Genomic DNA, 12,960 nt, shown 5'->3' with positions numbered 1-12,960 from the left:
AAGAAAGGTAGTGAAATTTTAATATGTTTAGAAGTAAGAAAAGAGAGTTGCAGGAAAATATAACAAAAATAAATATAGACATTTTAATATCTCTGATTCCGATGTTGCTTGTAGCATTTTTTGTTTATGAAGTAACCCCTGTTTTAGTGATTTTATCATCAGTAATTGCAGCTGAACTGGCAGAAGTAATATTTTCATTTTTTATACAAAAAAATAAAGAAACTTTGAAGGATCTTTCAGGAGTTACAATTGGTGCCTTGACAGGACTTGTACTTGCACCGTTTACGCCACTTTACGTGGCTGCCTTTGCTGGAGCAATGGCAACAACATTTGGAAAAATTATATATAAAGAAATTGATAAAAAAATTTTTAATCCAGTAATTTTAGGAAAATTATTTGTATTAACTTTTTTTCCAGCTGTACTTGCACCAGAGTCTGCAGCCTGGACTGATGCAGAAGGGCTGAGAGTTGCCAGTGACAACATTTCAGGATTAGCTTCATTAGTTTTGATAAATAAAGGGATAATTGGGGAACTTTCAATAGCTGCAATGGTTATCGGGGCAATTTATTTGCTTTATAGAACAAAAATAACTTGGCATATACCAGTATCATTCTTTGTTACTATTTTCTTTGGATATTACATTACTTCAAATTACAATATAAGTGTATCAACTACTCTTGGAGAAATTGTCTTTATGGGTATTTTTGTTCTGACAGACAGTTTCACTACCCCACAACATGGGCTTGGAAAAATATTTTTTGGATTTTTAGCTGGACTTTCTACAATCATATTTTGGTTCTTAGGAATTCAAGCTGAAGCAATAATTTATTCCGTATTAATTTTGAATCCTTTTACAAGGCCAATAAACACAATATTCAAACCAAACGTATTTGGCGATGAAGCAGTTTCATTCGCAGAAATAATACAGGGGCTTGGTTTCGCCATTATTATAGTTTTACTTGCTTTTGCTGTTTCATATTTACATAAATTTGGATTTGTTCCATATATTGTTTATATTTATGTAGTTTATGGAATATGGCGATTGTATAACAATAGATAAAAATAGGGAAGGTTTTTTATGAACTTTAATTTAAGTTTTTTAAATAAAATAGAAAAATTAAAAGATAAAAAAATAGATATTTTACAATCTGAGAATAATTTTTACCGCGGTGCAATTCCGTGGTTTTTATTATGTTCAGAAAAGAAAAAAATAATTTATATTTCCACATCCAACAGAAATTTGGAAAATTATCACGCAATGCTGGAAAATTACTATGAAATGTCAGAAAAACAAAAGGATATTTTAATGGAAAAATCTAAAACTGGCAAAAAAAATAGTAAAGAAAGTAAAAATAAGCTGGAAGATAAAAAAATAACTGATATTTTTGAAAACATCTCACAAAATAAGGAAGATATTACAGGGATAAATATAAGGCTGCTAGATATTTTAAAAAATCAGGAAAAATTTATTTTATTTGTAAATTTGCAAATTACTTTGGATATATTTTTTGAAAAGGTTAAGTTTTTTTCCTTTGAAATTGGAAAAGAATATATTTTTTCAAAAATTGTGGAATTCCTTGTGGAAAATGGATATGAAAATTCATATTTGATTGAAAAAAAGGGGCAATACAGCAGACGTGGAGATATTCTTGATATTTTCCCGCCAGATTTGGAAAATCCTGTCAGACTGGAGTTTTTTGGAGATGAGCTGGAAAGTATAAGGATTTTTGATATTGATAGCCAGATTTCTGTGGAAAAGATGGAAGAAATAAAAATTTTTGGAAATTTGCTTTCTGGAAATAATTATGAACTGATTGAGCTGATTGATGAATTAAGGGCGGAAGATGTAACGATTGTTATTGAAAATGAGGAATTGCTGGACTATAAAATGGAAGAGTTTATTTTACTTGACAGAAGTCGTGAGGAAACTTACCGAAAAAGGTATGAAAATCTGAAGAAAAAAAGTATTTTTGTTCAGACTAAAAATTTCTCGCAGGAGCAGATTGAGACTTTTAGGAATAAAAATAGGCTTGAAAAATTGTCAAAAATTGAAGATGTTTATATTTTTACGAATAACTATGAGAAGAAAATGGCTAAATTTGGACAAATTCTAACTGACAAGGAAAACAATCTGGAAATTGAAAAATATGAGCTGTTTGAAGGATTTATCTTTAATGACAATTCAGAAAATCCAGATAATAAAAATAGAAAAAATAATTTTATTGTACTCACAGACAGGGAGCTTGATGGATATATTTACGAACGGAAGAAAAAAACGGCAAAAGCTATAAAATATAAAAAAGTCAATCAGATAGTCGAAGGTGACTATGTAATCCACGTTCAGTACGGTGTTGGAATTTACAAGGGTATTCAGACAATGGAAGAGCGGGATTATTTGAAAATCAAGTATGCTGATGAGGATATTCTGTATATTCCTGTAGAAAAGCTGGATAGGCTGGAAAAATATGTGTCAAATGATACAGAACCTCAGTTATTCAGGCTGGGGACACGTGGATTTAAACGAAAAAGGAAAAAACTCGAAGAAGATATTCAGAAATTTGCGGCAGAACTTATCAAAATACAGGCACGAAGACAAAGCCAGAACGGTTTTGTCTATCAGAAGGATACTGTGTGGCAGGAGGAATTTGAGGCAAATTTTCCATTTGAGGAAACAGAAGATCAGAGAAATGCCATAAATGATGTGAAAAGGGATATGGAAAGTCCACAAATAATGGACAGGATTGTCTGTGGAGATGTTGGATATGGGAAAACGGAAGTTGCGATGAGAGCCGCATTTAAAGCGATTGACAATGGAAAGCAAGTTGTTATGGTGGCTCCAACTACGGTGCTTGCAGAACAGCATTTTGAACGGTTTAAAAGAAGATTTGAAAATTATCCGATTACAATTGAGAATTTATCACGGCTTACGAAAAGCAAATCAAAGGACATTTTAAAAAATCTGAAAAGCGGAATTATTGACTTGGTTATTGGAACTCACAGGCTTCTAAGCGATGATGTGCAGTTTAATAATCTAGGGCTTTTAATTATTGACGAGGAGCAGAAATTTGGCGTAAAGGCTAAAGAGAAGCTGAAATCCCAAAGGGAAAAGCTGGATGTGCTGACATTAACTGCTACTCCGATCCCACGTACATTAAACCTTGCGATGCTTGGAATCCGTGAAATTTCCATAATTGACACTCCGCCAACAAACAGGCTTCCCATTATAACAGAAATTCTCGATTGGGATGAGGAAACAATAAAAATGGCAATACTGCGTGAACTGTCACGTGATGGGCAGGTTTTCTATATTTATAACGATGTAAAAAATATGAAGGAAAAATTGAAGGAACTGAAAGAAATGCTTCCAGACTTTGTAAAAATCGAATTTATAAATGGACAGCTTCCGCCAAAGGAAATTAAGGATAAGTTATTACGTTTTGAAAACGGGCAGTTTGACATTCTGATTGCTTCAACAATCATTGAAAATGGAATTGATGTGGGAAATGCCAATACCATTCTGATTGAAAACTTTACTGGTTTAGGGTTATCTCAGGTGTATCAGCTAAAAGGTCGTGTAGGGCGTAGCAACAGACAAGGTTACTGTTATTTATTAAAAACGAGAAATATTACAAAGCAGGGGCGGCAAAAGGAAGAAAGCATGCTAAAGGTGGAAGGGATAAAATCAGGAGGTTTTCAAATTTCGATGGAAGACTTGAAAATACGTGGTGCTGGGGAAATTTTAGGCAATAAGCAGCACGGAACAATTGAAACTTTTGGATATGACTTGTATATAAAAATGCTAAATGAGGAAATTCGCAAGCAAAAAGGTGAATTTATCGAAAAAATTGAAAATGTAGAAATCATACTAAATGAAAGAGGATTTATTCCAGAAACATATATTCAAAAAGACGAAAGGCTGAATATCTATAAACGTTTTGCAATGCTGGAAACAGACGGCGAATTGAATGACTTGGCTGATGAAATAAGGGATAGATTTGGAAAAATTCCAGAGCAGATGAAAAAATTTATTTTAAGCATTAAATTAAAATTATTTGCTGAAAAACATAAAATTCAGAGAATTTTTGAAACAAGAAATCATTTTGAGCTGTACTTTTTGAAAAATTCACAAGTAGAACAAGCTGCGTTAAACGAAAGAATTGAAATGAAAAAAGTTATAAAAATTATTGAGGCGGTAAGTCCAAAGGGGAAAAATAAGAGTGAGGATGTAATTGAGAATTTGGTTGTAATGAAGGTTAAAAAAGCAGATTTTTTAAAAATTGTAAAAGTCCTTAAGATGGATACTTAAAAATTAGATTTGATTTTTTTAATTTAAAATATCTGAAATTAACTTGCTTAAAAAGTAGTATTCAGAATAGTGGAAAAATAGAAAAAAGTGTGGTAAAATTTAACAAAGGCTTTTAATTATTGAGGATTAAGAAATAATAAAAAATAGAAAAGGAGAATTGCCTATGAAAAGAGTATTATTATTTTTGACAATATTTGGAATGTTGTTATCAACAGTTGGATTTTCAGCGGAAACTACTACGTTGAAAATGGAAAAAATAAAATATCCTAAAGGTATCAGAAACGTAACATCTGTAACGGAAGTGTTTGGAACTGGACAGCAGATTACACATATCATTGTGGAATTTAATGAAAAAGTTATAAATTCCCAGCTGACTAAAAATACTTTTACAGTGGCTGGAAGAAATGTGGAAAATGTTTATTCAAACACACGTCCAGAAAGAACCAACATTGTAAAAGACGGGAAATATGTAATTATTGAATTAAATCCTAAAGATACAGGAGCCTCTCTTCGTATTGAAGGAGGACAAGGGTCTGGATTCCAAATGAAAAAAGCCACATCGAGCATTACACAAAAGGAAGATATTCTATTTGCAAATGGTAAAAAAATGGAAAAAAATATTGCAATACTTGAAAATAACAAAACAAAAAATTTAGTTGTAGAAAATTTTAAGCAATTTGAATATAAAGATTCAAAAACAGGGACAACAGTAAAATATAATTTGTATATTCCAAAAAATTATGACAGAAATAAAAAATACCCGCTTGTACTGTTTATGCATGATATGGGTGTCTTGAGCGAAGATACGAAGGCCACTTTGCTTCAAGGAAATGGCGCCGTTTCATTTGCAACTCCTGAAGAGCAGGCAAAACATGAAGCGTTTGTACTGGCTCCCCAATACTCAAGACAAGTAGTGGACGATAACGGGGATATTACAAGCGATTTGGAAGCGACAGTCAATCTTATAAAAGACCATCTGCTTTCAAAATACAGCATTGACGAAAAGAAATTGTATGCAACAGGGCAGTCTATGGGCGGAATGATGGCAATTGTCATGAACTTTAAGTATCCAGATTTATTTGCCGCTTCATATCTGGTAGCTTGCCAGTGGAATGAAAAGGAAGTTGCTCCTATGGCAAAAAATAATCTTTGGATTATGGTTTCAACTGGAGATGCAAAGGCTTATCCAGGAATGAACGCCATTACAAGCGAACTTATTAAAAGAGGAGCGGTTGTAGCAAGGGATAGCTGGAGAGCAGATTATACAAATGAACAATTTCTGGAAGGCGCAAGAAAAGTTATATCCCAAAAATCAAATATTAAATATACAACGCTTGAAAAAGGAACAAATCCATATTTATCAAAAGATGCCAACCCTGGCTCAGAGCACACAGGAACTTGGAAAGTGGCCTACAGCATTCCAGGAGTAAAAGACTGGATATTTTCGCAGACAAAACGATGAGCAGCATTGAAAAATTTTAAGTAAAAATTTGACGTAAAAAATAAAATATAAAAAAATTATAATAAAAAATAGAAAAGAGGTAAAAATGAAAGAAATAAACGAATCATTAAAAAATAAAAATTTGACACAAAAAGAATATTTTATAAAATCCTTTGCAGTTTTAAAGGAAATGTTTAGTAAAGACAGAAAATATTTACCTTCAATCATAGCATTATTTGCACTTAGCGGGTATACAATGTATAATTCATTCGAGGCTATGATAAGAGCTTCTATTGCTAAACAGCCTTTCCCTAAATTACCGTTACCTGCTATGTTAATCAATCTTTTAATTGTAATTGTGATAGAATATGCCTTAAATTTGTTTCAAAATGACGTTATCAGTAGAATTGATGAAAAAAATGAACTGACAAGAAAAGATGTATTATTAAGATCCATAACTTTGGCTATAATTATGACATTTATAAGCAATTTTATAAAACCTTTAGGAATAATAGGTGTTGCAGTTATATTTGTACTTGCATACTTTGCGGCATTTTTCAGACAAATATATTTATCAAGAAATGTGAGCCTAACAATTGCATTTGAAAAAAATGCAAGGCTGCTAGAAGGCAACAGAGTGACTATCATTCTTCCTTTATTTTTGATAAATGTAATCTCGGCTATTGTATCATCTGTCTTGATGTCATATGCCTCAGTAACTGTATTGCAGTCACCAAATCCAGCTGTGCCGGTAACAGTTATTCTTATTGTTTCTAGAATTTTAATCGGAATATTTGAAATTTACAAAAAAATTCTGGCAAGCGTGATTTTCTTGAATGTAGAAAATAATAAATAATCAATTTTTTAAATAAAAATTCAAAATACTAACTTATTGAAATTTTTAGACTTTTATAAATGACTAAAAATGAAAATTTAGAAAGGAGAAACTTTGACTTTTAGCTATTTTAGCCCTATTCATATAGAAACTTTTGCTGTATCCGTTTTATTTTGCATATTTTTATTTTATGTTCCTAAATTTGTTAAAAATATGGATATAAATAAATATTCAACTTTTTTAGGATATTTTTTGCTAATATTTAAATTAATTGATTCGATTTACAGGTTAATGTATCAAAATGAACCCATAACTAACGTTACACCTGTACATCTTTGCAATTTTGCAGCAATTTTTGCAGGGCTGTATCTGATTTTAAAAACGAAATTTTTGTATAATGCTGTGTATTATTTGACTTTTGGCCCGATATTGGCGTTAATTTTGCCGGGAATAATATATTATCATGACAATTACTATGTCTATCTTTTCATGATAATGCATGCGCTTATTGTTTTTACAGTCTTTTTTGGATATGAATATTTGGATAGTAAGCCAACACGAAAAGGATTTTTTCAGTCAGTAGTTACACTGCTTCTGATATTCCTTTACGCATTCATTTATAACTCAATATTTAAGGAAATAAATGCAATGTTTTTAAAAAGTCATATTATTCCGCAAGTAAAATTTATACGTCCAATTTGGCTGTATGATATTGTTTTGATTCTAACAATGATATTTTTACAGTTTTTGCTATATTTGCCAGTTATGAAAAGGAATAAAAAAGATAAAGCCACTTAGAAAAGTTAAGTAATATGAATTGATTTTAAAATATAAAAAAAGTACACCACTGATATTAGTATTAATGTATATATATTTTAGTATTTTTAGGTGTACTTTTAATTTACGAATTTTTTACTCTGCTTCAGCCTGAGCTGCACTTTCTTGTTCAAATTTTTCTAAAATAACTTGTGTTATTTCAGCTCTTAATTCAGGTTTTATGGGATGAACAATATCCTTAAATTCTCCATTTGGCATTCTTCTTGAAGGCATTGCCACAAAAAGCCCGTTTTGTCCATCAATTATCTTTAACCCGTGAATAACAAAACTTTCGTCAAATGTAATATCGGCATACGCCCGTAGCCTTTCGTTGTTTTCCGTCTGTTTTCCAATTCTAATACGAATATCAGTAACTTTCATAAGTCTTCTCCTTGTTTTGTAATTTATATTTTCCATTATAATTATACCTCATTTGTTAAAAAAAACAAGTGAAAACCTCAATAAAAATACAATATTTACTGTATTTTTATGTAGCTTACAAAGCTAATTTGTAATCAAACTTTTTGACAATGAAATTTTTTAAAATTTAAGTAAAATAGTTAAAACCTTTAAGTTTAATTTGAACATTTAATGCAAAAATTCCAATTATTTTATTACAAGCAAGAAAAATAATTAGTCAATTATTTGGATATATTCGTCAATAAATTCCTTTTTCAGGTTTTCAGGCGGTAAATCCAGCACTTTTACCTTTATATTCTTGTTAAAATACTTTATTTCAAAAATATCGCCTTTTTTTACATCATAGGAAGATTTCTTTACATCTCCGTTTACGACGATATTTCCATTGTCAGCCAGCTCCTTTGCCACTGTTCTTCTTTTTATAATTCTTGTTACTTTTAAAAATTTATCTAAACGCATTTTTCCCCTCGATTTTTATTATTTTATATCTTTCATTCCTTCATACCAGGCTGTATTTGTTTCCACAAATCCAACATTTGGGTTTTCTTTTAAGAAAAGTCCTCTTATTTTACTTTTCTTGTCACTGAAAATATGTGGATTGTCAGTTGTTGATTTAGCTAAAAGTGCCTTTTTGATTTTTTCCTGATCCTCTTTTGCTAAAGTTTTTGTATTAAACACGATTGGTCCATTGTAAACAGGTATTGATTTTATAACTGTAAAACTTTTTCCTGCATAATCCCCAAATGGTGCTACTGCCCCTTTTCTCACTTTATATGTAGCCCCTGAATTAAAGTCCTTTCCAGCAGTCAGCTCATAAATTGTAAATGATTTCGGAATGGCAAATGTTGCAACGTCAACATCCCCTTTAAATAATAAAACTTGTGCTCCAGGATGTGAATTTCCAAACATAACTTTTGAAAATACTTTATTTCCAAGCACTTCATCTGTACTTTTCAATCCAAACTCTTTTACAATGTAATTAGCAGGTATTTTAAATCCTGATGTAGAGCTGTTTGTAACAAATCCTATAGACTTGCCTTTTAACTTTTTCAAGTCAAATCCATCTCCAGAACGGTACTGATTGGCATCTTCTGCTCTAACTGCAATAAAACTGTAATAACGTGCATCTTCCAACGTTCCGCTTTCCCCAGCATTTGTAAGCACCGCCTCAATATCTTTCGTTCTCTGTCTGGCATTCAAATACGCCTCAGCTCCGATATACGCAATCTGTGACTGTCCAGAAATAATATTCTCAACTGTAATATTATAATCTGTAGTTGTAACAATTTCAACCTTTTTCCCAGTCGCCTCCTGTACAACCCGTGCAAATTCTTCCCTTGATTTTTTCAACGAATCATTGGTTTCATTAGGTAAAAATACAATTTTAATTGTATCATTCTTCTTGCCGCAGCTAACTGCAAATAGCAAAATTGCCAATAACAATAAACTTCTTAAAATATTTTTTCTCATAATACCTCCCAGATAATATAAATAAATATAATTTATTATAACATTTGTTATTTGCATAGTCAATTCTATAAATTTTTATTTTTTGTGGTATACTTGTAATAGATAAGTTTTACAAAACTAAAAAATTATATTTTAATAATTTGTAAATATTAGATTTTTAGCCTTTGTTGGAAAAATTTTTAATAAATTCGTTATTTAAACGGGGTTTAGTATTATACCAAAAATCTTAAAAAAATTATGAAGAATAAACTATCTTTTCAAAAACCTCCCCAACCGAAAAACTCCTAACCTCAGGCTTTCCATTATCTGCTTTTTCAATCAAAATCTCAAGTTCCCCATTTTCATCAATATTCTGAGCAGTTCCTGAAACAGTTTCATTTCCAAGTTTTAATTCAATTTTTTTACCTTTCAAATAATTTATCTGATTAATTTCCTTTAAAATATCCTTCCAGAATCCATTTTCCAAATTTTCACACAATGTTTGAAATTCTAAAACAATATTTTTTATAACTTCATCAATTTCATATTTTTTATTTGTTAATTGTGTCAATGATGTTGCCTTATTTTGTAAGTTTTCTGGCAATATGTTATTCACATTTATACCAATTCCCACGATATAGGCATTTTCTGTTTTTTCCATTAAAATACCGCATAATTTCATATTTTCCACATAAACATCGTTAGTCCATTTGAATTTATATTCTAAATTTTCAATTTTTCTAAGCCCCTTTATAACTGCAAGCCCAGCAATCAACGGCAATTTCAGATAATCCTCAATTTTCCAGCTATTTCTCTCATTCAAAAAGAAGCTGAAAAGAGCCATTCCATCCATGGAAACCCAGTCATTCTGCCTGCGTGCCTTCCCATGTGTCTGAGTTCTGGCACAAATAACATCAAATTCCTCGTAATGTTTATGATTCTTTCGTAAATATTCATTTGTTGAATCAATTTCATTAAATTTATATAATTTTATATTTTTTTTCATTTTCCTTGTCTCCATTCTTATCGCTTTATAGTAAAACTTCCTTAAAACCGAACCCAAAAGTTATGACTATTTTACTCAAACCCTAAATTCATATAATTTTTAATAGTTCTATTTTAAATGGGTTTGAGTATATTTTACGCCTGTTAATCATAAAAAGTCAATATATTTTGGATAGAAATTTTTTACCCTGTCATTTAATTTTTCATTATTGAAATAAAAAATAGAATATGTTAAAATTATATTATACTTGAACCCAGTTAAAATCAAACTAATAAAATTAAACAATTCTAAGTCTAGTAACATAGTCACCTATAAATTCTGTTTTAAAACGGCTTTACTATGAAAAGAATAAAAAATAAAGGAAAAATGATAAAAATGCAAGAAAATAAAAATTTAAATATAGATAATGAAAAAAATTTTTTTTACAAAACTTATGAATATAAAAGCAAGAAGGCTTTGAAGATTTTTTTTGGATTTACACGGGAAAAGGGGAAAAATTCTTTTGAGATTGCAAAGTATCTGGAAAAGGATTTTCCAGAATTGAATTTTATGAAAATTACAGAATATAAGGTTATAAAATATACGCCTTTGCACATAAAGATAGAAACTATTTTGGAAAATATAAATAAAACGTTTAAAGGGGATTTTATATCTTATTATAATTATTTAGTTGAAAAGAATGATTTTGAGCTTGCATATAAAACTGTTGACTTGTGGTTTGATTTTGAAACAAAGTTTTTTGAAAAGGGATATTATCATATGGATTTTAGCTTAGGTAATTTTTTTATAGATAAGAATAGCGGGAAAATAGCCTTTATTGATTTTGACGATATTGTGAGAAAGCCGCCTTTTTTTAGAAAACGTCTTTTTTTAACAAAGTCTATCAGAAGTTTTGAAGGTTCAATGAAATTTTTTTTATCGGTAAAAAACTTTTCAAAAGAAGAGAATCAGAAGATTATTGATAAGCTGGAGGAAATTAAGAAAAAGTATGGTGTTGCTTCGAGAGAAAAAGATTTGAAGCAGACTGAAAAAATTTTGAATAGATAAATTTTAAGTCCATTTAATAAACAAAAAAACTCTAAATTGAACTAACTGTACATCAGTTTTCTTTAGAGTTTTTTATTTATTTAAAATTATTCCAAATTTAGCTTATTTTTTAACAAATAATTTACCACAAAAAATAAGATAACTGAAAATACTATACTTGTGAAAAGCATTCCCAGATTAGTATTAAATACATTTTCAAATGTTCTTAAAACTTCCCATTCTGAATTATCATAATTACCATAATTTTTATCAAAAATATATGTAAAAGTTAATATAACTTGTTTTATTAAACCTATAATCCCTCCAAGAATTATATATGCTCCAATTCCAGTCAAAATTCTGTAAGACTTTACCATATTTGCAATACTTACACAAAGAAATAAAAATAATATTTTTTCAATTGTCATAACTAGCATTGAAATAATACCGATAATCAGAGCTGTCCCTACAGAATGACGTAAAAACATTTCTATTTCACGCAAAACTTCAGGCCTGAATATATTTGCCTTAAATATTCCCTCCACGGGAATAATAAACCAGAAAGTAAAAAATATTATAATCCCGTTTACAACAAACCAGCTAAGAAATGTTAATAATTTTGCCAAAATTATTTCATACGTTTCAATTGGAAGAGTATTTGTCAAATATCCCTCATTTCCATAAATAGAACGGTAATAACGGATTATTACCGCATAATAAGTCATCAAGATTATCCCAATAATTGCAATTGCATAGCCAAAATACGACATAACCTGAAAAACTCCTGTAGAAATTCTTACTCTTTCGTCAATTTTCTCATTTAATAAAACAAACCAGAATATCCTTATAACGATTCCCATTACTCCCATTCCGATATAAAACGGTATTATCAGTTTGCTCACATCCATAAAATCATATTTGATTAATTTGCCTAGATTCTTCAATATTTAAACACCTCCCTAAAGTATTCGTCAACTGTTTTATTATGCTCACTTATTATACTTTTTACATCCTGATAAAGCAAAATTTCACCTTTACTTATAAAAATCACCTCATCCAGCACCTTTTCCACATCTGCTATTAAATGTGTGGAAATAATAACCGTTGCATCTCTATTATAATTTTTTATAACGGTATTTAAAATATAATCCCTTGCCGCAGGATCGACTCCCGCTATTGGTTCATCCAATAGATACAACTTGGCACGTCTGCACATAACCAGTATTAACTGAACCTTTTCCTTCATCCCTTTTGAAAGCAGCTTAAACCTTCTTGTAATGTCAATTCCTAGATCCTTTAACATATTTTGTGCCTTTTCCAAGTCAAAATCATCGTAAAAATCTGCAAACAACTGTAAAATTGCCTTTACCGTCTTGGAATTATCCAAATAATTCTTATCAGGCAAATATGCAACTATTTTTTTTGTTTCCACACCAGGATTTTGCCCGTCTATAAAAATTTCACCTTCAGTCGGTTTAAGAAGCCCATTTAACAGCTTTATAAAAGTTGTTTTCCCGCTTCCGTTCGGCCCTAATAATCCAATAATTTTGCCACTTTCTATTGATAAATTTACGTTATTTAACGCATTATCAAAATCGTAAGTTTTGGATAAATTAGTGCATTTTAAAATAATATTACCCATTAAACCATTCCTTTCTTT

At 30.2% G+C, this 12,960-nt stretch carries 12 protein-coding genes; 6 read left to right on the top strand and 6 right to left on the bottom strand.

Translation table 11 applies throughout. The features are described 5' to 3' along the window. The first annotated feature begins 23 nt into the window (after window positions 1-23). The 5 genes from HW275_RS06575 to HW275_RS06555 all read left to right on the top strand — a co-directional run bounded on the left by HW275_RS06575 (window position 24) and on the right by HW275_RS06555 (window position 7,381). On the top strand, window positions 24-1,061 hold the full coding sequence (locus tag HW275_RS06575) for an RnfABCDGE type electron transport complex subunit D (protein WP_178935773.1): 1,038 nt from the start codon (window positions 24-26) through the stop codon (window positions 1,059-1,061). Window positions 1,062-1,079: 18 nt separating this feature from the next. Next, complete coding sequence (gene mfd / locus HW275_RS06570; protein WP_178935772.1) at window positions 1,080-4,307, top strand: transcription-repair coupling factor; 3,228 nt, start codon at window positions 1,080-1,082, stop codon at window positions 4,305-4,307. 163 nt (window positions 4,308-4,470) lie between these two features. Next, window positions 4,471-5,769 carry an alpha/beta hydrolase-fold protein gene (locus tag HW275_RS06565; RefSeq protein ID WP_178935771.1) on the top strand — a complete coding sequence of 433 codons (1,299 nt, stop codon included), beginning with the start codon at window positions 4,471-4,473 and terminating at the stop codon, window positions 5,767-5,769. A gap of 85 nt (window positions 5,770-5,854) precedes the next feature. Then, window positions 5,855-6,604 carry a hypothetical protein gene (locus HW275_RS06560; protein ID WP_178935770.1) on the top strand — a complete coding sequence of 250 codons (750 nt, stop codon included), beginning with the start codon at window positions 5,855-5,857 and terminating at the stop codon, window positions 6,602-6,604. Between the two features lie 93 nt (window positions 6,605-6,697). After that, on the top strand, window positions 6,698-7,381 hold the full coding sequence (locus tag HW275_RS06555) for a TIGR02206 family membrane protein (RefSeq protein ID WP_178935769.1): 684 nt from the start codon (window positions 6,698-6,700) through the stop codon (window positions 7,379-7,381). Window positions 7,382-7,495: 114 nt separating this feature from the next. Here HW275_RS06555 and spoVG read toward each other — a convergent pair whose 3' ends face one another. The 4 genes from spoVG to HW275_RS06535 all read right to left on the bottom strand — a co-directional run bounded on the left by spoVG (window position 7,496) and on the right by HW275_RS06535 (window position 10,274). Continuing rightward, complete coding sequence (gene spoVG / locus HW275_RS06550; RefSeq protein ID WP_026747577.1) at window positions 7,496-7,780, bottom strand: septation regulator SpoVG; 285 nt, start codon at window positions 7,778-7,780, stop codon at window positions 7,496-7,498. Window positions 7,781-8,032: 252 nt separating this feature from the next. After that, on the bottom strand, window positions 8,033-8,278 hold the full coding sequence (locus tag HW275_RS06545) for an RNA-binding S4 domain-containing protein (protein ID WP_178935768.1): 246 nt from the start codon (window positions 8,276-8,278) through the stop codon (window positions 8,033-8,035). Between the two features lie 18 nt (window positions 8,279-8,296). After that, entirely contained in the window at window positions 8,297-9,289 is a 993-nt protein-coding gene (locus HW275_RS06540; RefSeq protein ID WP_178935767.1) for a phosphate/phosphite/phosphonate ABC transporter substrate-binding protein, read from the bottom strand. Between the two features lie 235 nt (window positions 9,290-9,524). Further along, window positions 9,525-10,274, bottom strand: coding sequence for a biotin--[acetyl-CoA-carboxylase] ligase (locus HW275_RS06535; protein WP_178935766.1), 750 nt, complete (start codon window positions 10,272-10,274; stop codon window positions 9,525-9,527). Between the two features lie 375 nt (window positions 10,275-10,649). Between HW275_RS06535 and HW275_RS06530 the strand changes: the two genes are divergently transcribed. Next, a complete protein-coding gene (locus HW275_RS06530) occupies window positions 10,650-11,321 on the top strand; it encodes a hypothetical protein (RefSeq protein WP_178935765.1) in 672 nt (223 codons plus the stop codon). Between the two features lie 86 nt (window positions 11,322-11,407). On the opposite strand, the gene HW275_RS06525 is transcribed toward HW275_RS06530, so the two are convergent. Further along, window positions 11,408-12,244 carry a hypothetical protein gene (locus tag HW275_RS06525; protein WP_178935764.1) on the bottom strand — a complete coding sequence of 279 codons (837 nt, stop codon included), beginning with the start codon at window positions 12,242-12,244 and terminating at the stop codon, window positions 11,408-11,410. Beyond that, a complete protein-coding gene (locus tag HW275_RS06520; RefSeq protein ID WP_178935763.1) occupies window positions 12,241-12,942 on the bottom strand; it encodes an ABC transporter ATP-binding protein in 702 nt (233 codons plus the stop codon). The genes HW275_RS06525 and HW275_RS06520 overlap by 4 nt, the downstream gene beginning before the upstream one ends. Window positions 12,943-12,960: the final 18 nt, after the last annotated feature.

Source organism: Leptotrichia sp. oral taxon 223 (assembly GCF_013394795.1).
In the GTDB taxonomy this organism is placed as follows: Bacteria; Fusobacteriota; Fusobacteriia; order Fusobacteriales; family Leptotrichiaceae; genus Leptotrichia.
The sequence above is the reverse complement of the archived record's forward strand: the minus strand, read 5'-3'. Positions and strand labels throughout refer to the sequence as shown.